Origin of the sequence: Aliiroseovarius sp., assembly GCF_965228805.1 — a bacterium.
In the GTDB taxonomy this organism is placed as follows: domain Bacteria; phylum Pseudomonadota; class Alphaproteobacteria; order Rhodobacterales; family Rhodobacteraceae; genus JASBTN01.
The window spans coordinates 2,168,172-2,190,613 of sequence record NZ_CBDDIE010000003.1 but is presented as its reverse complement, the minus strand read 5'-3'; the positions used below and the strand labels follow the sequence as shown (position 1 = coordinate 2,190,613).

General features: G+C 62.6%; 18 protein-coding genes. 6 read left to right on the top strand and 12 right to left on the bottom strand.

From position 1 onward, the window contains the following. Position 1: 1 nt before the first annotated feature. From dctP to ACO07D_RS11680, 10 genes are all read right to left on the bottom strand, one after another. On the bottom strand, positions 2–1,060 hold the full coding sequence (gene dctP / locus ACO07D_RS11725; protein ID WP_421703126.1) for a TRAP transporter substrate-binding protein DctP: 1,059 nt from the start codon (positions 1,058–1,060) through the stop codon (positions 2–4). Between the two features lie 36 nt (positions 1,061–1,096). Further along, the gene (locus ACO07D_RS11720; RefSeq protein WP_421703125.1) at positions 1,097–2,593 is read right to left on the bottom strand and encodes a TRAP transporter large permease; all 1,497 of its coding nucleotides are present in this window, start codon (positions 2,591–2,593) and stop codon (positions 1,097–1,099) included. After that, positions 2,593–3,180, bottom strand: coding sequence for a TRAP transporter small permease (locus ACO07D_RS11715; protein ID WP_421703124.1), 588 nt, complete (start codon positions 3,178–3,180; stop codon positions 2,593–2,595). Before ACO07D_RS11715 ends, ACO07D_RS11720 begins: the two co-directional genes overlap by 1 nt. Positions 3,181–3,298: 118 nt before the next feature. Then, positions 3,299–4,072 carry a DeoR/GlpR family DNA-binding transcription regulator gene (locus ACO07D_RS11710; RefSeq protein WP_421703123.1) on the bottom strand — a complete coding sequence of 258 codons (774 nt, stop codon included), beginning with the start codon at positions 4,070–4,072 and terminating at the stop codon, positions 3,299–3,301. A 119-nt stretch (positions 4,073–4,191) separates the two neighbouring features. Next, complete coding sequence (locus ACO07D_RS11705) at positions 4,192–6,534, bottom strand: Tex family protein (protein WP_421703122.1); 2,343 nt, start codon at positions 6,532–6,534, stop codon at positions 4,192–4,194. A 72-nt stretch (positions 6,535–6,606) separates the two neighbouring features. Continuing rightward, on the bottom strand, positions 6,607–7,605 hold the full coding sequence (locus ACO07D_RS11700) for an endonuclease/exonuclease/phosphatase family protein (protein ID WP_421705023.1): 999 nt from the start codon (positions 7,603–7,605) through the stop codon (positions 6,607–6,609). Beyond that, positions 7,605–8,645, bottom strand: a complete 1,041-nt coding sequence (locus ACO07D_RS11695; protein ID WP_421703121.1) for an ABC transporter ATP-binding protein — start codon at positions 8,643–8,645, stop codon at positions 7,605–7,607. The genes ACO07D_RS11700 and ACO07D_RS11695 overlap by 1 nt, the downstream gene beginning before the upstream one ends. Before the next feature lie 10 nt (positions 8,646–8,655). Beyond that, on the bottom strand, positions 8,656–9,531 hold the full coding sequence (locus ACO07D_RS11690) for an ABC transporter permease subunit (protein WP_421705022.1): 876 nt from the start codon (positions 9,529–9,531) through the stop codon (positions 8,656–8,658). 18 nt (positions 9,532–9,549) lie between these two features. Next, positions 9,550–10,431: an ABC transporter permease subunit gene (locus ACO07D_RS11685; RefSeq protein WP_421703120.1), complete on the bottom strand. Its 882-nt coding sequence runs from the start codon at positions 10,429–10,431 to the stop codon at positions 9,550–9,552. Positions 10,432–10,498: 67 nt separating this feature from the next. Continuing rightward, entirely contained in the window at positions 10,499–11,806 is a 1,308-nt protein-coding gene (locus ACO07D_RS11680) for an extracellular solute-binding protein (protein WP_421703119.1), read from the bottom strand. A 210-nt stretch (positions 11,807–12,016) separates the two neighbouring features. Between ACO07D_RS11680 and ACO07D_RS11675 the strand changes: the two genes are divergently transcribed. After that, positions 12,017–13,030: a LacI family DNA-binding transcriptional regulator gene (locus ACO07D_RS11675; RefSeq protein ID WP_421703118.1), complete on the top strand. Its 1,014-nt coding sequence runs from the start codon at positions 12,017–12,019 to the stop codon at positions 13,028–13,030. 94 nt (positions 13,031–13,124) lie between these two features. On the opposite strand, the gene ACO07D_RS11670 is transcribed toward ACO07D_RS11675, so the two are convergent. Next, entirely contained in the window at positions 13,125–13,523 is a 399-nt protein-coding gene (locus tag ACO07D_RS11670) for a response regulator (RefSeq protein ID WP_421703117.1), read from the bottom strand. A gap of 116 nt (positions 13,524–13,639) precedes the next feature. Next, positions 13,640–14,359 (bottom strand): response regulator, encoded by a 720-nt coding sequence (locus tag ACO07D_RS11665; protein ID WP_421703116.1) that lies wholly within the window; start codon positions 14,357–14,359, stop codon positions 13,640–13,642. Between the two features lie 67 nt (positions 14,360–14,426). Here ACO07D_RS11665 and ACO07D_RS11660 point away from each other — a divergent pair, with 67 nt between their 5' ends. From ACO07D_RS11660 to ACO07D_RS11640, 5 genes are all read left to right on the top strand, one after another. Beyond that, on the top strand, positions 14,427–16,655 hold the full coding sequence (locus tag ACO07D_RS11660) for a PAS domain S-box protein (protein WP_421703115.1): 2,229 nt from the start codon (positions 14,427–14,429) through the stop codon (positions 16,653–16,655). Between the two features lie 220 nt (positions 16,656–16,875). Further along, positions 16,876–17,949: a cytochrome-c peroxidase gene (locus tag ACO07D_RS11655; protein ID WP_421703114.1), complete on the top strand. Its 1,074-nt coding sequence runs from the start codon at positions 16,876–16,878 to the stop codon at positions 17,947–17,949. A gap of 12 nt (positions 17,950–17,961) precedes the next feature. After that, entirely contained in the window at positions 17,962–19,089 is a 1,128-nt protein-coding gene (locus ACO07D_RS11650; protein ID WP_421703113.1) for a cytochrome-c peroxidase, read from the top strand. A gap of 16 nt (positions 19,090–19,105) precedes the next feature. Next, complete coding sequence (locus ACO07D_RS11645; protein ID WP_421703112.1) at positions 19,106–19,693, top strand: arsenate reductase (azurin) small subunit; 588 nt, start codon at positions 19,106–19,108, stop codon at positions 19,691–19,693. A 12-nt stretch (positions 19,694–19,705) separates the two neighbouring features. After that, positions 19,706–22,387, top strand: a complete 2,682-nt coding sequence (locus ACO07D_RS11640) for an arsenate reductase (azurin) large subunit (protein WP_421703111.1) — start codon at positions 19,706–19,708, stop codon at positions 22,385–22,387. Positions 22,388–22,442 lie beyond the last annotated feature (55 nt).

Sequence of the window (22,442 nt, the reverse complement as noted above, 5' to 3'; positions counted from 1 at the left end):
GTTACTTGATGTCCATGGACATGCCCGCGTCGATCTCGGCCTCGGCCTCGGCCACGGCGGCAGTCAGGGCGTCAAAGATCTCTTCGCCGCCATTGATATTGGCCTTGAACCAGTCATAGACGGGCGCGGCGGCCTCCTTGAACGCGGCCTTTTCCTCGGGCGTCGGCACGTAGAGGTCCCCACCACCGGCGACGAAATCCTCATAGGCCTGGATCGACTTGCGCTTGGGCGAGGCGAAGGTGGCCTGTTGCAGGGCCGCAAACCCATCGACCACGACGCGGCGCAGGTCTTCGGGCATGGACATGAACTTTTCATTGTTCATCCACCACAGCGCACCCATGTAGGCGTGCCCGTCCAGAGTCACATATTGCAGGCCGGCATCCGGGAATTTCATGCCCATGATGTCGGTGATCCCGTTCTTCGATCCTTCAACCACGCCGGTCTGGAAGCTGGTGAACAGCTCGGGCCAGGGGATCGGCGTCGGCGAAGCACCCAGCGCACGGACCAGCTCCTGCGGCAGGTCGGCGACCACGGTGCGGATCTTCAGCCCCTCCATGTCGGCGGGCGTCTGAATGCGCCGCTGGGTGTTGGCAAAATTGCGCCAACCGCCGGTGTTGCCGATGGTCATCAAGCGGATCGCCCCGCCACTGTCACGCAAAGCCATCTCGCGCATCTTGCGGGTGAAGTCACCGGCCAGAACGGTTTCGGCGATCCGGTCATTGGCCATCAGATAGGGCAGGTCCAGCACCTGGACGTAGGGAAAGATCCCCGACGCCCCGCCGGAGGTCGAGATGTAGACGTCGATCGAGCCATCGGCCACGCCCTGCAGACATTCCGCGCCCTTGGAACAGAGCTGCGTGCCGATGAACAGCTCCACCTCGATGGCGCCGTTCGAGGCGGCTTCGACATAGTTCTTGAAGACGATCAGGCCGTCATAATCCTCGTCCGCCTCGTTGGAATTCGCGGTGGCGCGAATGGTGAAATCGGCGGCATGGGCCGCGACGGCGCTGGCGGCAAGAAGGGCCGCGGCTGACAACGCCTTGAGGGTCGATTTGAACATGGTTTCCTCCGTGTTATCTTGTTCAAGTTGTTCTTGTTATTGGACAAACCCGGTCAGACGCGGGATCGTCATGGAAATGGCCGGCACATAGGTGATCAGGAAGATCACCACGATTTCGACCAGCAGAAATGGCAGAATGGCGCGCGAGATCGTCTCGACTTTCTCGCCAGAGACCGAGCTTGCCACAAAGAGCACCAACCCCATCGGTGGCGTGGCCAAGCCGACGGTCAGGTTGACGCTCATGATGATCGCGAAATGCAGCGGGTGCACGCCGAGGTCGACGAAGATCGGACCCAGGATTGGACCCAAGATGATGATCGCGGGGCCTGCGTCCAGGAACATGCCGACGATGAACAGAAGCACGTTGATCAGGAACAGCAGGATCAACGGGTTGTCGGACAGGCCAAGGATGAACCCCGCCATGGTCTCGGGCGCATGGGACAGGCTGACCACGGTCTTGAAGGCCACCGCCGCGCCGACCAGAAGCAGCACGGTCGAGCTGGATAGAGCCGCGCGGGTCAGGATGGCCGGCAGATCGCGGACCTTCATCGACCGCAGCACGAAGAAGGCGACGATCAGCGCATAGGCGACGGCAACCGCACTGGCCTCGGTCGGGGTGAAGACGCCAACCAGGATGCCGCCCAGGATGATGATCGGGGTCTGCAGGGGCGCGACGGCCTTCTTGCAGATGATGCGAAAGTCCGAGGACACCCGCTTGCGCAGCCCCATCAGCAGCACATGGGCGATGGGCAGGAAGACCAGGAAGATCAACCAGCCGTTCAGCGTGATGTCGATCCCGGTCAGGGCCAGCAAGGACGTCACACCGGCGAAGAGCGCCATCAGGACGCCTGCAAAGTTCAGGCGCAGCAGAACGAAGCTGACGCCGGATTCCAAGGGCGTGATCGCCTGGTCCGGCGTGACGATGCGTTCGGCCTTGGGCAAGTCGTATTTGTCAGCCATCAGCCGCACGACAACCATCAACCCCACCCCCACCAGCACACCAGGCACGATCCCCGCCAGGAACAGCGCAGCCACGCTTTCGCCCATCACATAGGCATAGATGATCATGATGCCGGAGGGTGGGATGATCGGGCCGATCACCGAACTGGCCGCGGTCACGGCGGCGGCGAATTTGCGGCTGTAGCCGTTCTTTTCCATCGCCGGGATCAGGGTCGAACCCAACGCCGAGGTATCCGCCACGGCCGAGCCCGACAGGCCCGCGAACAGGATCGAGCTGAGGATATTCACATGCGCCAGCCCGCCCCTGAAATGGCCCATCAGGGCCTGGCTGAACTCCACCAGGCGGGTGGTGATCCCTCCTCGGTTCATCAGCTCCCCGGCCAGCACGAAGAATGGCAGTGCCATCAGCGGGAAACTGTCCACCCCATTGTAAACATTGCGATAAAGCAGGGCGATATCCCGCTCCTGCCCGTTCAGCCACAACAATGCGCCGGGGGCCAGAAGCAGGGCAAAGAAGACCGGCAGGCCAACCATCAAGAGGACAAGGAAGACGGGCAGGAATAGGGCCAGCATCACTCCGCTCCCCCTTGCAGGTCGACCGGAGCGTCGTCGCCGGGCAAGTCCACATCCGGGTCGATCAGGCGGGCAAGCGCGCGCAGGATCAGCTCGAACGTGACGACGGACAGCAGGCAGACGCACATGAGCAGCGCGCCGTACATGTACTTGAGCTTGACCTTCACCGCCTCCATCCCGATCCAGTCGAAAGGTAGCCGCAAGGACGAACTGTCGAACTTGCCGCCGAAGCCGAAGGTGTGCGCCCAGCCATGCCCGATTGCCACTGTCAGGACCATCAGCGACAGGCACAGCAGGACGAGAGTCAGCGCCAGCCCGGCCCGGCGGGGCAGCGCAGCGGGCAACATGTCGATCGCAACGAACCCGCTCCAACGCATGGCAGACGGCGCCATCAGACCTGTCATCCACAGCATCAGGAACCGTGCGGCCTCATCCGGCCAGGCCAGGGCGTTGTTCAGCACGTAGCGAAAGAAGACCTGGGTCAGGATCACCACGACCATCAACGCCAGGGCCATCCAAGCAAGATGGCGCCCAAGGCGCAGGATCTGGGTGTTCACCCAGGCAAGAGGCCGCAGAAGCAGCAGCATTGGCAATCGATCCTCCCGACGAGCCGGGGTCGCGAATCTAAATGCGCGAGTTTGGCTTCGTTTCTTTCGATTGCTTCACAAAACGAAGGTGTCCGTCAAGAGATTCCGTCGCGGCGACCTAGCTGGCGGTGACCAGGCGGACGCCGTGACGGGCGCAAAGGGCACGCAAATCCGAAGGGCAACCGTAGTCCGTAACCACGGTGCCAGCCTGGGCGATATCGCCAAATCGCACCGGCGCAAGGCGGTCGAATTTCGAGCTGTCCACCGCCAGGATCACATTGCGTGCAGAGGCGATAATTGCCTGGCTGACCGCGCTTTCACGGAGGTCGTAGTCGAGCAAGGCACCGGTCGCCTCCACCGCCGCGGTGCCCACCACAGAGATGTCTGCGCGGAACTGACGGATGAAATCCACGGCTGTCTCGCCCAGGATGGCGCCATCCGAACCGCGCACGATCCCGGCCGGGACCATGACCTCAACGCCGGGAAATTCCCGCATTAAATTAGCAAGATAAACGGAGTCTACGACAACCTTCAATCCAACATGATGCGCCAGATGTCGCGCCACGGCCGAGGTCGTCGTGCCTGCGTTCAGGATCACGCTGGCGTGGTTCGGAATCTCGGCTGCAACAGCGCGACCGATTGCATCCTTCTCTTCACGACGAATTGCATTGCGGACGTCGAAGCTGGCGTATTCGGTGCCCGCCGCTAGAGTTGCCCCACCATGAAAGCGGATGATCTGGTTGTTTTCGGCCAGGGTGCTCAGGTCCTTGCGGATGGTCTGAGGCGTGGTGTCCAGGTGTTCGGCCAGGTCGTCGACCAAGGCACGCCCGTCCTGCTTCAGCAGGCGCAGGATCTCGGTCTGACGGGCTTTCGTTTTGGTCCCGGATTTCATCGACACCCCTCCATTTCTTTCGATTCTTAGACCAAAACGAAAGAAAACTACAAGGCGGAGTTGCGAATCGGGCGAAAAGAAACCCGCCAACCGGGGCTGGCTGGCCTATCGCGCCTCAGTCAGCGCTTCTTCTTGAGCGCATCCTGCAAGGCGGCGCCCAGCGCTCCTTGCCCGCCCCCCTGCGGCGGGCGACGATTGCCGCCACCCGGCTTGCCACCACCCGGCTTGCCGCCACCGGGACCACGCCTGGGAGGATCATTTCGACGCGCATTGCCCTGCTCACTGGCGCGCGCGCCACCATCCTTGCGCATGGACAGGCCGATGCGCTTGCGGGGAATGTCGACCTCGGTGACACGGACCTTGACCACGTCACCGGTCTTGACCACCTCATGCGGGTCCTTGACGAAACGGTCGGCCAGCTGGCTGACATGCACCAGGCCGTCCTGGTGCACGCCGATATCGACGAAGGCGCCGAAGGCCGCGACATTGGTCACCGTGCCTTCCAGCATCATGCCCGGCTTCAGGTCCTGGATTTCCTCCACCCCATCGGCAAAGCTGGCCGTCTTGAAGCTGGGACGCGGGTCACGGCCGGGCTTTTCCAGCTCCGAAAAGATGTCGCGCACGGTGGGCAGGCCGAAGTCGTCGGTGACAAAATCCTCGGCTCTGAGGCGCGTCAGCGCCTTGGCATCTCCGGCGATGGCCCGCAGGTCGCGCCCGCATGAAGACACGATTTTCCGCGCAATATCATAAGCTTCAGGATGCACTGCGGAGGCGTCTAGCGGCTCTTCGCCATCACGGATACGAAGGAAGCCCGCGCATTGTTCAAAGGCTTTCGGACCGAGGCCCGACACCTCCAACAGCGACTTGCGCGAGCCGAAGGCGCCGTGGATATCACGGTGCGCCACGACGGAGCGCGCCAGCGACGCGCCCAACCCGGCGACGTGGGCCAGCAGCGGTGCAGAGGCGGTGTTCAGATCAACGCCCACGGCATTCACCGCATCCTCGACCACCCCTTCCAGGGCGCGGGCCAGGCGGCGTTGGTCGACGTCATGCTGGTACTGGCCGACACCGATGGATTGCGGTTCGATCTTGACCAGTTCGGCCAGCGGATCCTGCAGGCGGCGGGCAATCGACACGGCGCCGCGCAGGGACACGTCGAGGTCCGGGAACTCCTCGGCAGCCAGCTGGCTGGCGGAGTAGACCGAGGCACCGGCTTCGGACACCACGACCTTGGTGGGTTTCTTCACGTCCGCGGGCAGCAGTTTCAGCGTGTCACCGACCAGGCGTTCGCTTTCACGGCTTGCGGTGCCGTTGCCGATAGCGACCAGTTCGACCCCGTGGCGTTTGATCAGCGTGATCAACGCCGCCTCGGCCCCGCGAATGTCATTCTTGGGCTGGAACGGGTAGATCGTGGTGGTTTCCAGCAGTTTTCCGGTGGCATCCACCACGGCCACCTTGCAGCCGGTGCGAATGCCCGGGTCCAGACCCAGGGTCGCGCGCGGCCCTGCGGGCGCGGCCAGCAGCAAATCCTTGAGGTTGCGGGCAAAGACGGTGATCGCTTCCTCATGGGCGCGGCGGCGCAGCTCGGCCAGCAGGTCCATGTACATGGACAGCGACAGCTTGATGCGCCAGGTCCAGTGGGCGGCGTTTCGCAGCCAGGTATCCCCTGGCGCCTCGCCCTCGCAACCCACGGCGGCGGCAACCATGGATAGGGCGCGCGGCAGGCCCGTCTCCTCGTCGGGCGCAATCTCGATCGTCACCACGCCTTCGTTCGAGGCGCGCAAAATGGCGAGAGCCCGGTGACCGGGGATGGTGGCCCAGGCCTCGGAATGGTCGAAATAGTCGGAAAACTTGGCGCCTTCCTGCTCCTTGCCCGTGACAACCCGTGCAGAAATCTGGGCGTTTTCCATCATGAACCCACGCAGGCGCCCCAACAGGTCGGCGTTCTCTGTCAGCTCCTCGGACAGGATATCGCGCGCGCCATTCAGGGCGGATTTCACGTCCGGCACGGCTTCGGACAGATAGGTCTGCGCCAGCGCCTCCGGGTCAGCAGACCGATCCGCATCAATGGCCCGCAGCAGCGGCTCCAGCCCGTTTTCGCGGGCGATCATCGCCTTGGTGCGGCGTTTCGGCTTATAGGGAAGATAGATGTCTTCCAGCGCCGCCTTGGTCTCGGCGCCCGCAATGGCGCGGGCCAGATCGTCGGTCATCTTGCCCTGTTCGTCGATGGATTTGACGATGGCCGCGCGGCGATCCTCCATCTCGCGCAGGTAGCTCAGGCGGTCGGCCAGCGTGCGCAGCTGCGTGTCATCCAGCCCGCCCGTGACCTCCTTGCGGTAACGCGCCACGAAGGGAACCGTGGCGCCGCCGTCCAGAAGCTCGACCGCCGCGCCCACCTGATTGGTGGAAGCGTTGATTTCGGTGGCAATCGTTCGGGCGATACGCTGTGCGGTCTGATCCAAGGCTATCTTCCTCAACTGTTGGAAGATTGGTGATACCGGGCCGAGTGCGTGGCGCCAAGGGGAAAAGGCGCCTCAGGTGCGGGCTCGGCACCAAACCGCGTCATGGTCCGACAGCGGGCGGCCTGAGCCATCCAACGAGGACAGAACCCCTTTGCCAAGCGGAGTCAGATCGCGCCCGGCCAGCCAATCGAGCTTCATCACCCGGTCCGGATGCGGCGTGATCAGGCTGGGGCGGGTGGTCATGCCCTCGGCGGTAAAGGACCAGTCATAGCCCTGCCCCTCGGCCAGTTCGAACAGCGTCTCACGACGATGGTCGAAGTCGGGCGGCAGGTGGTTGCCTGTGTTCAGATCGCCGCCGATCATCACCGGCATGTCCGGGGCGAAGGCATCAATCTTGTTCATCAGCTGGGAGAACTGCACATGGCGATGCGCCGCATCCGCGTTGCTTTCCAGGTGAGTCGAGACGACACAGATCGGCCTCTCGGCCCCCGGCACCACGGCCGCAATCGCCATGCGGCCACCCAGACGGGGCTGGTCGGGATCGGACGCGCCCTCGTCCGCTGCAAACCAATGCCCCTGATCGCATAGCCGGAACAGGGCCACCTTTTCGAAGGGCACGGACGACAGCACCGCGTTGCCATGCCAGCCCAGCGCGTTGAAGTCATCCGAGCAGAAGGCGCGTTCGGTGGGGCCGCCCAGGTCGAGCTCATGGAACTCGACCCCGAAAGCGTATTGCATGCCCAGTGCCTGGGCCATGGCCTCGGTCGTGTGGCGCTGGCTGGTGCGGGCCATGCCGTGGTCAACCTCTGACAGAAGCACGATGTCGGGCGCGATGGGGGCGAGATGTTCCGCGGTCGCCTCGGGGAAAAGGCAGCGTTCGACGTTCCAGGCCGCGACGGTGAACTCGGCGGGCAATTGGCGCGCCGACGCCGCGCCGCCCAGCTGTACGGCGTTCATCGCGGGCACCTCGCCCAGGATTTCGCGATGCGCCTCGGCGGTGCGGGGGGCCGACAGGATGCGGCCCCGTTCGGCATCGGTCACCGCGGGGAGCTCAGGCAGAATGGTGGTGATCACAGCGCTTTTCCCGTGTCCTTGTCGAAGAGGCGCAGCGCCTCGGGTTTGACCGCGACGCGGGTCTCGCCCGGTTCGGCCGGGGTGTCCTTGCCCACGTGAATGGTGAAAGGCTGATCTGCCAGTTGGCCGTGCAACAGGCGATGCGCGCCCAGTTCCTCGACGATATCGACGCGGAAGGAGACATTGCCTTCGGGGGACAGCTCGACATCCTCGGGGCGGATGCCCAGGGTGATGTCGCCCTGCCCGTCTGCAGGCGCCAGCGCCGTGGCACCGTTGACCATGACCTGCCCGCCTTCCACGCGCGCGTCGATCAGGTTCATGGGCGGGGCGCCCATGAAGCTAGCAACGAAGGTCGAGGCGGGGGAATGGTAGATCTCGGCCGGTGTACCGATCTGTTCGATCTTGCCGCCGTTCAGCACGATGATGCGGTCGGCCATGGTCATGGCTTCGACCTGGTCATGGGTCACGTAGATCGAGGTCACGCCCAGGCGCCTTTGCAGCGCCTTGATCTCGATCCGCATCTGGTGACGCAGCTTTGCGTCGAGGTTCGACAGCGGCTCGTCGAACAGGAACAGCGACGGGTCGCGCACAACCGCGCGGCCCATGGCGACACGTTGACGTTGACCACCAGAGAGTTGCGAGGGTTTGCGGTCAAGATAGTCGGTCAGGTTCAGCATCTTCGCCGCTTCCTGCACCTTTGCCTCGATCACATCCGCCGGGGTTTTGCGGTTCTTCAGCCCGTAGCCGATGTTCTTGCGCACCGTCATATGCGGGTAGAGCGCGTAGTTCTGGAACACCATCGCAATGTCGCGATCCGCAGGATCCACGTCATTTACGACCCGGTCTCCGATGGCCAACTGGCCCTCGGTGATGTCCTCCAGCCCCGCCACCATGCGCAGAAGCGTGGACTTGCCGCAGCCCGAGGGGCCGACAAGCACGACAAACTCGCCATCCTGGATGTCAAAGCTGGTGGGCGTGACCGCCTCGAACCCGTTGGGGTAGATTTTTCGAACATTTGAGAGCGTTACTTGCGCCATTTTTCTGTCCTTACTTGTCCGATTCCGTCAGGCCCTTGACGAACCAGCTCTGGAAGAAGATCACGACCGCCACCGGCGGCAAGATTGCGATGAGGGCCAGCATATTGGCCCGGCCAAACTCGGGTACGTTATTGCCTTCCAGAACCTGGGTGATCTGCTTGATGCCACGCACCAGGGTAAACATGCCCTCTTCGGTGGTAATCATCGTGGGCCACAGGTATTGGTTCCAGCCAAAGACGAACATGATGATGAACATGGCCGCGATCATGGTCTGGCTGAGCGGCACCAGGATATCGATGAAGAACTTCACCGGCCCGGCGCCGTCGATCCGGGCGGCCTCGACCAGTTCCTCGGGAACCGAGCGGAAGAACTGCCGGAAAAAGAAGGTCGCAGTTGCTGAGGCAATCAGAGGCAGGATCAGGCCCGTATAGCTGTTGAGCAGCCCCAGTTGCTGGGCAATCTCATACGAAGGCAGGATGCGCACCTCCAGCGGCAACAGCAGCGTGGTGAAGATCAGCCAGAAGGCCAGCGTGGCGAACCGCAGGCGGAAGTAGACCAGCGCGTACGCGGCCATCATGCCGATGACGATCTTGCCGATGGCAAAGCCCAGACCCAGGATCATCGAGTTGATCAGCATCGACATGCCGGTGTTCTCGCCCGAGAAGCCCGAGGCGGTGAACATGGCCTTGGCAAAGTTGTCGTCGAACTGATCCCCGACGACCAACTGCGGGCCGTATTTGATCGTGTCGACATCCGTGGTGGTCGTGGTTTGCAGCACCACCAGAAGCGGGATCAGCATGAAAAGCGAGCCGGCGATCAGCACCGCGTGATCCAGCACGCGGGACCATTTGATGCGGCGGGCATGCGGGTGGGCGGCCTGTGTCATGTCAGTCATATCCAGCCCTCACGTGTAATGGATGCGGCGTTCAACCAGCCGGAACTGGAACACCGTCAGGGCCAGCACCAGCACCATCAGGACCACCGATTGCGCCGAGCTTCCGCCCAGGTCATTGCCCCGGAATCCGTCGACATAGACCTTGTAGACAAGGGTCATCGGGTTGTTGCCCGGCTCGCCTTTCACCAAGGTATCAATGATGCCGAAAGTATCGAATAGCGCGTAGGTGATGTTGATGATCAGCAGGAAGAACCCGGTCGGTGCCAGCAGTGGGAAGGTCACATCCCAGAAGCGGCGGGTCGAAGAGCGGTTGTCGATCAGGGCCGCCTCGCGCACCGAACGCGGGATCGATTGCAGGCCCGACAGGAAGAAGATGAAGTTCACCGGCACCTGTTTCCACACTGACACCAGCACCATGGCCGTAGCGGTGTCATTGAAATTCACACCCAGCTTGAAGTCCCAGCCGATGGATTGGGCCAGCTCGGTCAACGGCCCCCAGCTCTGATTGAACATGATCAAGCCGATGAAGCCCGCAACCGGCGGGGCGACCGCATAGACCCACATGAGCAGGGTGCGATAGCCGCGTGCGCCACGAATGACATTGTCCGCCTTCACCGCCAGCAGCAGCGCCAGCGAAAGCGAGAAGAAGGTGACCAGCACCGTGAAGACCAGCGTGAACTGCGCGATGTTCACATACTCGCCGTTGTTCGCCAGGTCCGTGTAATTGTCGACACCGACGAAGGTCGAGCCGAAGCCGAAGGGATCCTGCAGGAAGAAGGACGATTGCACCGCGTGGGCTGCGGGCCAGTAGAAGAAGATGGCAATGATCGAGAGCTGTGGAACCAGCAGCAGGATCGGAAGCCACCTGGTGGTAAAACCAGCGCGTTTCATGGGGGTCTCCGAGTACGGGTTGGACGGCCACAGTGTCGTGGCCGTCCGGTCAGGCGGTCAAGCCCATTCAGTTCTGGGTCTTGGCGAAGCGCACCAGCAGGGCGTTGGCTTCTTTCTCGATGTTGGCGAAGGCGTCTTCGACCGAGGTTTCACCGGTCAGGATGCGGCCGTATTCACGGTTCATCACGTCACGGATCTGCACGTAGAAGCCCATGCGGTAGCCCTTGGTGTTGTCACCGGCGGGCAGCGACAGCTGCTGGATGCCGATCTCGGCAGCCGGGGCGCGGTCATAGTGACCATCGGCCTTGGCCATCTCATAGGCGGCCTCGGTGATCGGCACGTAGCCGGTTTCCTGGTGCCAGAAGTACTGGGTTTCCGCTTTGGTCAGGAACTCGAAGAAGGCGGCAGTGGCCTTGTTGTCCGCTGCGTCATGACCGGCCATGGCAAACAGCGAGGCACCACCGATGAAGGTCTGCTTGGGTTCGGTGGTCACGCCTTCCCAATAGGGCAGGAACGTGGCCGAGAAGGTGAAGGGCAGATCTTTCTTCGACAGACCGCCGAACGAGCCCGACGAGCCCAGCCAGATCGCGACCTTGCCTTCTTCGAACGGGGTCTGGTTGTCGCCCCAGCCGGTGCCGAACCATTCGAAATAGCCTTCCTTTTGCCATTCGGTCACGGCGGTGAAGTGGGCCTTGATGGCGTCGTTGTTGACCAGGATCTCGGTGCCGTCGGTGCCTTCGTAACCGTTGTTGTTGGTGGCGAAGGGCAGGTCATGGCGCGACATGAAGTTTTCGGTGAAGATCCAGGGCAGGTGCGACTGCGACAGCGCGGTGTAGCCAGCGGCCTTCAGGGCGGGCGCGGTCACGCTCTGGAACTCTTCCCAGGTCTTGGGCGGGGTCACGCCGGCTTTTTCCAGGGCCTCGACGTTGTAATACATGATCGGCGAGGACGAGTTGAACGGCATGCCGATCATCTTGTCATCCGCGTCGGCATAGAAGTAGCGCACGCCCGAGATATAATCGTTGATGTCGAAGGCCACGCCGTTGTCGGTCAGCAGATCCTGAACCGGAACAGTCGCGCCCTTGGCACCGATCACGGTGGCGGCGCCGGCATCGAACACCTGCAGGATGTTGGGCTGCTCACCCGCGCGGAATGCGGCGATACCTGCGGTCAGGGTTTCCTCGTAGGTGCCCTTGAAGACCGGGGTGATGGTGTATTCGTCCTGGCTCGCGTTGAAGTCGGCCGCGATCTGGTTGACCGTCTCGCCCAGGGCACCGCCCATGGCGTGCCACCAGGTGATTTCGGTTTCAGCATGGACCGCAGAGGCGGCCAGAGCGACGGCGGCTGCCGCCGCGCTGAATTTCAGGGATTTCATGTCCTATCTCCGTTTCTGTTGGACCCGTATTGGGACCGTGTGCAACCGCACCTTTTTGACGAGCTTTCGGACAACACATCGAATCGCGTGGTCCAACTCAGGTTTGCACAAATTGTGCACACGTGTTCATATACTGCATGCGTGTAACAGTTCCGTCAAACTTTTCTATCATTCTTGACAAAAACACGGAGAAGGGAGGAGAGCAGGACCATGACTGGCGACAGGGATGAAACCGGGCGCGTCTCGCGCCGCGTGACCGCGCAAATGGTGGCAGACGCTGCAGGCGTTTCCCGCTCGGCCGTGTCGCGTGCCTTTACCGAAGGTGCCTATCTGGATGCCGAAAAACGCCTTAAAATCCAAGAGGTGGCCACCGAACTGGGTTACAAACCCAACGCCCTGGCGGCCGGCTTGCAGGGGGGGCGTTCCCATCTTGTGGCGATCTTCGTCGGCAATATGCGCAGCCCCTATGACACCGCCTTCGTGCGCCGTCTGGTCGGGCAACTGAACGCGCGCAGCAAATGGCCCCTGCTGATCGACGGTGGCGGCGAACAGGCCGAATCGGCCGTCTCCGAGGTGCTGCGATATCCACTGGACGCGCTGATCCTGCGGGGAGGCTCGATGGCAGAGGAGATCGTGACCCGCTGCGCCAAGGTGGGTATCCCGATGATCTCGTCGGGCCGTCTGGTCATGGCGCCGGGGGTGGACAATGTTTGCTGCCACAACGCCCAAGGCATGCGGATGGCGACCGAGGAGTTGCTGTCGCGCGGTCGCAATCGCTTCGCTTTGATCAGCGGCCCTCAGGCATTCTTCTCATCTGGTCGCCGCCGGGCCGGCCTGATCGAGACATTGGCAGAGCGGGACATGACGCTCATCGGTGAAGAGACGGGGGATTACACCGTCGAAGGCGGGTATGACGCGGCCCGCAGGCTGTTTTCCAACGCCCGCCCCGATGCGCTGTTGTGCAGCAACGACGCGATGGCCATCGGTGCACTGACCGCGGCACGAGAGATGGGGCTGTCAGTGCCCGGCGACATGTCGGTGATCGGGTTTGACGACATCCAGATGGCCAGCTGGCCGACTTTCAACCTCAGCACCGTGCGCAACCCGATCGACGCGTCGGTGGACAGGATCATGGAGCTGTTGGAACGTCGTCTGGAGACGCCGATGAAACCAGCCGAGACGGTCTATACCGATCCGGTGCTAAAACTCCGCGGGACGCACTGATCTCGGCATTGCACATTTTCAACCTTGGGGTGCTGTGCTGATCTATAACGCGAATACAAACTGCACGTTTCGAACACTCTTTGTCACAGGAAGATTATTCAGCCAGAGCTTCCAGCTCTTTCGCTTCGCTGCGTAACACGTCCTTCAAAGCCTCCAGCGGCAGGGGCTTGTAGATATTGCTGCCAACGGCCAGATGGTTGGCTTCGGCGATGACCTTGGCCGCTCGGATCGAGGTGTCGGAACCGCCGGTGATGAAGCGCAAACGAAGCGGGCGGGCCAGCGCGGCAAGCCCTTCGATCGCCTCGATCCCGTCCATTTCCGGCATGTTCACATCAATCAGAAGAAATGCAGGCCCCTCGGAAGCGGCCAGCTTGTCCAGCAGCACCCGCCCATTGGCGCAGATTTCGACCTGCCACCCTTCACGCTGTGCGACGGTGGCGATGTAATTTGCGAAATCAACATTATCATCGGCGATATAAAGTCTCTGCGCCATAATCTGGACGTTTCCCACCGTGTCCTGATCTAATTCCTTCTATCCTAGGCCGAGATTGGCAGCCCGGCTAGCCCCTAGATACGATTTGATTTTCCGAGCCGTGGGCTGCGCCCGAGCTAGCCCACCTCGACCGTGCTGGCGAAGACATAGCCTTCGCCCCGGATCGATTGGATGAGCGAACTGCGCGCCTCCGCCCGATCAATCTTGCGACGTAGACGCGAGACATGGGCGTCCACCGCCCGATCAGTGATCGCCACCGAGTTTCCGTAGAGCGCATCCATCAAATAGTCGCGGCTAACGATTTGTCCGGGTCTCTGTACGAGAATGCTGAGCAGCGTGAACTCCGCCCCGGTCAGCGCGATAACCCGATCCTCGTCCAGATGCCGCAGCCTCCGTTTCACGAGATCCAGTTCCAGCCCGCCAAAGCGCAGGCTGTCGGGCGCCTCACCGACATCCACTTCGTCCGCATTTACATCCAGCCGACGCAGCACCGCCTTGATCCGCGCCAGCAGCTCTCGCGGCTCGTAAGGCTTGGTCAGGTAGTCATCCGCTCCCAGCTCCAGCCCGACGATGCGATCGAAGACCTCGTTGCGCGCGGTCAGCATGATGATTGGCGTCTTCACTTCGGCGCGGAACTCCTTGACCAGGTCGAACCCGTCCGCATCGGGCAGGTTCAGATCCAGCACGATCAGGCTCAGGTCATCGGCACGATAGAGCCCCCGTGCCTGTGCCCCCGAGGTCGCCGTGCGCACCTTGAACCCGTGCTTGTCCAGGAATCTGGACAGGAACGAGGTCAGCTGCATGTCGTCATCAACGATGAGGATTACTTGATCCATCTCAAGTCCCGTGGCAGCGTTGGCGTTAACATGGCGCGACATCCCGACCGTTGCAAGGTGCCCCGTCATGCAGGCTCAAACCCATTCGTCCAACCGTTTCTATCTGGTCGGATTCCTGGCCTTTTTCCTGCTTCTGACCACGGTTCTTCTGGGCCTGTACCTTGGCACCGAGACCCGCCGCCAGTTCGGTGAAATCGAGGCAAGCTGGGCCCATTCCAACGGCGACGTGGGACAGAAGGGCGTCTGGATCAGCTCGATCCGCGGCTACATGGGCTATGGTGGGATCATCCATGATTTCAAGAATTACGTACTGCGCCGCGATGAAAGCTACGTTGAACGTGCCGAGGAACAGGTGCGCCAGTTCAACGCGGTGGTGGAACTCTACCTGTCGCAGACCACCGACGAACGCGAGCGCCAGGCGCTATTTGCTCTGAAGAACACCATCGACGAATACGCCAAGAACTTTGCCGTCGCCCGCGAAGGGGTGCGCCTGCGCCTGACCATTGCCGAGGTCGACACGCTTGTGCGGGTGGATGACCGCGCCGCCGAACAGGCCCTGGCGGACCTCGAAGAGGTCTGGACCGACGCGCGGCTGATCTTGACCCGGCGCACCTTCGCCGCCGTGCACCAGGGCCGTGCGCTGATCGGCATCGGTTTCATCTCGATTGTCGCGCTGGTGCTGGCGGCGGGGGCGATCGGCGTCATGCTGTTCTTCATGTTCCATGACATGGGCACCACGCTGAAACGCTTGTCGCGGGAACTGACCGCCCGGCGCGACGCGGAAGCCTCAGAAAAGCGCCTGGCCAGCGTAGTGGAACAGAGCCCGACGACCATCGTCATCACCGACACCTCCGCGCATATCCTCTATGCCAACCGGCGCTTCCGCGAGCTGACCGGCTGGGAGGAAGACGAGATCGAGGGCCGCACGCCGAAGTTCCTGCAGTCGGGGGATACTTCGACCGACACCTATGACGAGCTGCGCCGCGCGCTGGCCGAGGGGCAGGAATGGCACGGCATCTTCCGCAACCGCAAGAAGGACGGCAGCACCTACTGGGCCGAAACCCGTATCCTGCCGCTGATGGGACCGGATGGCACGGTGCAGAATTTCATCGGCATCGGCGAGGACATTACCGAGCGGCGACAGGCCCGCGAACAGGTGGCGCGCGCGCAGAAGCTCGAAGCGGTGGGGCTGCTGGCGGGTGGCATTGCCCATGACTTCAACAATGTGCTGACCACCATTGTCGGCGCGGCCCACCTGGCGGCCATGGACGCGCCCGAGGGCAGTGACCTGGCGGGCGAGATCGAACAGATCGAAATCGCGGCGAAACGCGCGCAGAGCCTGGTGCATGGACTGCTGTCCTTCGCCCGTCGCGAGCCGGGCCAGGCGCAGCCGGTCAACCTCTGCTCGGTGGTGCAGGAGGTCGCAAGGCTCTTGCGCGCCTCGCTTCCGCCAACCGTGCGCATCGACATTTGTGACGCCGAAGACAAGGTCATGGTCCTGGCCGACCACACCCATCTGCACCAGATCGTGATGAACCTGGCCCGCAACGCGGCCGAGGCCATTGGCGCTGAGGATGGGCGCATCCGCATTCGCGCCAAGACCGCCGAGGCGACACCCGAAGGTATGGCCGACCGCCCAGACGGCTGGGTCAGCCTGAGTATCGAGGACAACGGCCCCGGCATGTCATCCGAGACCCGGGCACGACTGTTCGACCCGTTCTTCACCACCAAACCTCTGGGCAAGGGCTCGGGACTGGGGCTGGTCGTGGTGGCAGGATTGGTCGAGGAAATGGGCGGCCGGATCGACGTGCACAGCGCCCCGGGAGAAGGCGCGCGGTTCGTGATCCTCCTGCCCGGCACCACCTTGGCCGAAGCCGAGGGCACCCTGCCCGGCGCCTCCGCCCCGGCCCCGCGTGGGCGCGAGCGTATCCTGGTGGTGGATGACGAGACCGAGATCGCCGCCACCTGGCGCCGTATGCTGATGCGGCTGGGCTACCGGGTCGAGGCTTATACATCGCCGCGGATCGCCGCCGAGAAACTGGCGGCAGACCCGGGACGCGTGGATCTGCTGGTCACCGACATGGTCATGCCCGAGATCAGTGGCGAGGCGCTGGCAAACCAGGCTCGTGCCCTCAGGCCCGACCTTCCGGTGATCATCTGTACCGGCTATTCCCCAGGCGCGATCGAGGTCGATGGTCTACCGCCAGACATCCTGCCCAAACCGGTCGACCCCACCCATCTGGCGCACCGGATCCGGGCCGCCCTGGACGGCGAAACGGGTGCAGCCTCCAGATGAATGTCACAAACCGTCACACTTCAGAACAGTCCGAAACCCTGCGCGCAACACATGTATCATTCCACGGGAGTAGCGTGACACCCGGAGAAACCCCGAGTCGCACAAACGAACCGGGAAGCGCAGCAAGAGCGATGATGCTTCAGCCAGCGGAAACACTTGGCTCTTGTCTAAAACCACGGTCGTCCAGCTGGCACGCCAGACGACCCGACAGGAGGCAATGATGATCCGAACACTCACCGTCATGGGGGCGTTGCTTGCGGGAACCGCCGCAATGGCCCAGGAGAGCGTTCCCATTCAGCCCATGGATGTGAACGCCGCGCGCGCCGAGTTGGGCAAGCGCATGTTCTATGACCCGCGCCTGTCCGGCGACACCAGCCTGGCCTGCGCCAGCTGTCACGACCCGGCCAAGGCCTTTACCGATGGCGAGGCGCTGTCGGCCGCCTATTCCGGCGCCATGCATTTTCGCAATGCCCCCACGCTGGCCAATGTCGGCTATCGCGCGGCCTGGATGCATGACGGGCGCCTCGGCACCAACCTGAACGATGTCGCGCGTGAGATGATCACCGAGACATACCTGATGAACATGGACATGCGCATCATGCAGGAACGCATGAAGCAGGATCCCAAGTATGTCGAGATGTTCGCCGCCGCCGGCATGTCCGAACCCTCGAACGGCGGGGCGCGCAATGCGTTGATGGACTTCATGAAGACCATCGTCTCGCGCAGGGCACCTATCGACACGGGTGAGCTGTCGGACGCCGCCCAGCGTGGTCAGGCGATCTTCGAAGGCAAGGGCAACTGCGCCTCCTGCCACTCCGGCCCGCGTTACACCGATGATCAGCCGCACAACACCGGCGTGCCGAACAACCCTGAGATCTGGGCCGACCCACAGCGCCATTCGGCATTCGTCACCTATGCCAAGTTCATGGGCGTCGAAAACTACATGAACCTGCGCGAGGACCTGGGCGCCTATATCCGCACCCACACCCCGGACACCAAGCGCAGCTTCCTGACCCCGACCCTGCGCGAGCTCACTTGGACCGCGCCCTACATGCACAACGGCACCATGGCGACGCTGGAAGAGGTCGTGGACTTCTATGACGCCGGCGGCGGGGACGATCCGCTGAAGGACGAGGCTCTGACGCCGCTGGGTCTGACGGCAGACGAGAAATCCGACCTGATCGAATTCCTCAAGGCGCTGTCGGGCGAAAGCTTTGATGTCGATGAATACGTCTGGCGCGAAGACGACTTCGGTTACGCGCTGATCGAAGACTGGCGCAATGTGCAGAACTGAGGAGCCCGGACGATGAAACACACAACCGCAATCGCCTTCGGGATGGCCTTGGTGGCAACCCCGATCCTGGCCGAGATGCCGCGCCCCGACGGGCTGGCAGCGCTCGGTGAACCGCCGATCCCGGCCTCGAACCCGCAGACCGACGCCAAGGTCGAGCTGGGCAAGATGCTGTTCTTTGAGCCGCTGCTGTCGGGCAATGGCAACATGCCCTGTTCCGCCTGTCACCTGCCGGATGCAGGTTGGGCGATCCTGTCGCCGATCAGCTTCGGTTACCCGGGCACGACCCACTGGCGTAACAGCCAGACGGTGGTGAACTCGGCCTATTACGGCAAGCTGTTCTGGGCTGGTTCCTCCGGTTCGCTGGAACACCAGGCGCGCTCGGCTGCGCGCGGGGGTGTCGCTGGCAACGGCGAAGACGACATGATGGAAAGCCGCCTGGCCTTCGTGCCGGAGTATCGCGAACGCTTCAAGGAAGTGTTCGGCGACGACTGGCCCAACATCCGCCACGCCTATGACGCCATCGCCGCGTTCGAACGCACCATCGTGCAGACCGACACGCCCTTCGACAATTACATGCGGGGCGATGACTCGGCACTGACCGAACAACAGGTGCGCGGGTTGGAGCTGTTTGCCGGCAAGGCAAACTGCATCCAATGCCACAACGGCCCTCTGCTGTCGGACGAGAAATACTACAACACCGGTGTGCCACCCTACTCGGGCTGGGAAGACGACGAGATCGCCCAGATCACCTTCCGCTTCGAGCTTTATGCCAAGGGCGTGACGGAAGAGATGTACCGGTCCACCAAGGACGACCCGGGTCTGTATTTCCGCACCAAGGAAGTGGCCGACAAGGGCAAGTTCCGCACGCCCAGCCTGCGTTACACGGTCTACACCTATCCCTACATGCACAACGGGATGATCGAGACGCTCGCGGACGTGGTGGAGTTCTACAACCAGGGTGGCGGCGAGAACGAATTCGCCGCGAACAAGTCTGACCTGATCCAGCCTCTGGGCCTGACCGACGACGAGAAAGCAGACCTGGTCGCCTTCCTCGAAAGCCTGTCGGGTGAAGAGATCCTGATCGAGGAACCCGACTTCGTCGAAATGCAACCGCTTCCCGACCCGATGGTCGCGAATTGAATAGGAGACAGGGAAAATGAAAGACCTTGATCCCAAAATCGCCGCCTCGATCAATGGCGAGAACGGCGAAGCCCAGAAAGCGGGCACGCGCAAATGCCTGATGAACCGTCGGCAATTCCTGCTGTCCTCGGGCCTGACCACCACCGTGGTCATGGTCGGCATCCCCGGCATGTCCGAGGCGGAAACGCCCGCAGTCGTGTCGACCTATCCGCGCAAGCTGATCGGCAAGCTCAGCGAGCTGAAGCAGGATGAACCGCTGACCTTCGAGTACCCCGACACGGGTGAATACGCGGAATCGATCCTGGTGAAACTGGGCACGAAAGCCGGGGGCGGTATCGGCCCGGACGGCGACGTGGTTGGCTTCAACTACACCTGCACCCACCAGGGCGGGCCGCTGCAGGGCACCTACAAGGCGGCCGACAAGGCGCTCGGGCCCTGCCCGCTACACCTGACGACATTCGACCTGACCCGCCACGGCATCTTCATCGCCGGGCAGGCCTATCAGTCGCTGCCGCAGGTGCTTTTGGAACTGGATGGCGACGACATTTACGCCGTCGGCATGTTCGGCCTGATCTATGGCCGCTTCGACAATCTTCAGGGCTGAGGAGGAACACTGATGTCCACACCATATTACATCCCCGAAGAAAGCGTACCGCTGCCGCCGCCGGATGCCGATGTCATCTCGACCGCCTGCGACTATTGCATCGTGGCCTGTGGCTACAAGGTCTACCGCTGGCCCGTGAAGGGCGGCAAGGTGGGTGGCCCCGCCGCTGACCAGAACGCCTTTGGCGAGGACTTCCCGGTCGCGCCGCTGGGTCCGTGGATCGCACCGAACCAGCACAATATCGTGCTGCACAAGGGCGAACCGCACCACGTGGTGATCATCCCCGACAAGGACGCGGAATTCGTGAACCTGTTGGGTGACAGCTCGATCCGCGGCGGCGCGATTGCGCAGAAGGTCTATAACCCGCAGACCCCGACGCGTGACCGGCTGACCCAGCCCATGGTGCGCATGTTCGGTGTGCTGATGCCGGTGACCTGGGACTTCGCGCTGGAGATCGCATCCGAGGTTGGCAAATACGTGCTCGAAAAGCACGGCACCAACTCCTATGCGGTCAAGACGTTCTCCTATGGTTACATGGAGAACACCTACGCGATCACCAAATACGCACTGGGCAATATCCGCACCGCGAACTTCACCTTCCACGACACGCCGTCCGACGTGACATCGACCCCGGGTTTCCGGGACGCGGGTTTCGACAACTTCGGCCCCAGCTATGAAGACTGGGCCAGCGCCGATACCCTGCTGATGTGCGGCACCGACCCCTATGAGACCAAGACGATCCTGTTCACCGACTGGATCAAACCGGCCATCGAAAGCGGGCAGAAGGCGATCTTCATGCTGCCGCGCCGCTCCACCGGCACGGCCTTTGCCGAGGCCAACGGCGGCATGGTCCTGGACATCCAGCCGGGCACCGACCTTCCGGTCGTGCTGGCGATCGCCCGCGTGATCGTCGAGAACGGCTGGCAGGACAAGGAGTGGATCGAGAAGTGGGTGAACAACAAGTGGGAAAGCTCCTCGGGCTTCGGCCAGGGCACCCGCAACACCCCGTGGCAGTGGCGCACGACCTGGGGCAAGTTCCAGACCGGCGGCTATGACGACTGGGTCAAGTGGCTGATGGAGCAGGACTATGCCGTGCCCGAAAAGGCCGCGGAAATCGCCGATATCGACGTGCAGAAGATCTATACCGCCGCCGAGTGGATGGCGAAACCGCGCGAAGACGGCTCACGGCCCAAGACCTCGATCATGATCGAAAAGGGCTTCTACTGGTCCAACAACACCGGCAACACCCAGGCGATTTCCTCGCTGGGTATCACCGTCGGCGCCGGTGGGCGTCCGGGTCAGGTGATCGGTCGCGCCGGTGGGCACCAGCGTGGCGGTCTGCGTGGCGGTGGCTATCCCCGCAATAAGTCGCCCGAGAAACTGCCCGGCCGCCGTCGCCGCGCCATGGATTGCGACCGCTACTTCATGGCGGGTCACACCCGTCTGGCCCATGTGATCGGCAACACCTGGGTGCAGGCCATGTGCGGGTCGCAGTCGCTGCAGGCCAAGTTCGAGGAACAGACCGTGCGCAACCCGCACCAGGTCATGTCCTTCGACAAGCAGGAGATCATCGAGACCCTGAAGGCCCGCGCCGACAGTGGCGGCACGGTGGTCTGGGATCAGGATATCTATCTGGTTGATCCCATCGGCGCCCGTTATGCCGATATCGTCTTCCCGGCCGCAGGCTGGGGCGAGGATACCTTCACGCGCGCCAACGGCGAACGCCGTCTGCGCCTGTACCCGAAGTTCTACGACGCGCCGGGCGAAGCGAAGCCGGATTGGTGGATCATCGCCCAGTTGTCGCAGCGCATGGGGTTCGAAGGCTTCGACTGGCAGGACTCGAACGATGTTCTGGAGGAAGGGGCGCGTCACTCGCGCGGCTCGCGCAAGGACTTCAACATGGTCCTGGTGGCGGCGCGCCGTGAAGGCAAGACCCTGCACGAGAAGATGGGCGAGTTCGGCACCAACGGCATCCAGGGCCCGGTCCTGATGCTGGACGACGGCACGCTCGAAGGCACCAAACGTCTGCATGATACGACGCGGAAACTGCCGGAAACCGGCCCCGCAGGTGGGAACATGTTCAACAAGAAACTGACCCACTTCAACTCGCAGACCGGCAAGTGCAACATCCAGAAAGCGCCGTGGTCGCTGTTCAGCTCCTACTGGGAATGGCTGAAACCGCGCGAGGAAGATGACGAGATCTGGATCACCTCGGGCCGCATCAACGAACGCTGGCAGTCCGGATACGACGACCGTCGCCGTCCGTATATCGTGCAGCGCTGGCCGGAAAACTGGATCGAGATCCATCCCGATTTCGCCGCCAAACACGGCATCGAAAGCGGCGACTACGTGCAGGTCTATTCCGACCGGATCCCGGTGCAGAAGGACACGATCGTAGGGGTGGAAGGCGATGACTTCGACTTCGCCAGCCTGATGAAGAACGGCCATATCGAGCTGACCAAAGCCTCGATCACCGCCGTCGCCATCGTCACCCCGGCGGTCAAGCACAACATGGGCTACATGGACTTCCTGCACACGTCCCAGCCCGCCAACGCCCTTGCGGGCCGCGTGGTCGACTGGATCAGCGGCAACTACAACTACAAGATGGGCGTCGGCAACGTGCGCAAGATCGGCGAGAGCCCGTACAAGACGGAAATGCGCTCGATGTCCTTCGCACGGCGCGACATCGCCTGATGACAGATCGGTGTCCGGGGGCAACCCCGGGCATCGTCCCCCTTTTCAAGAATTC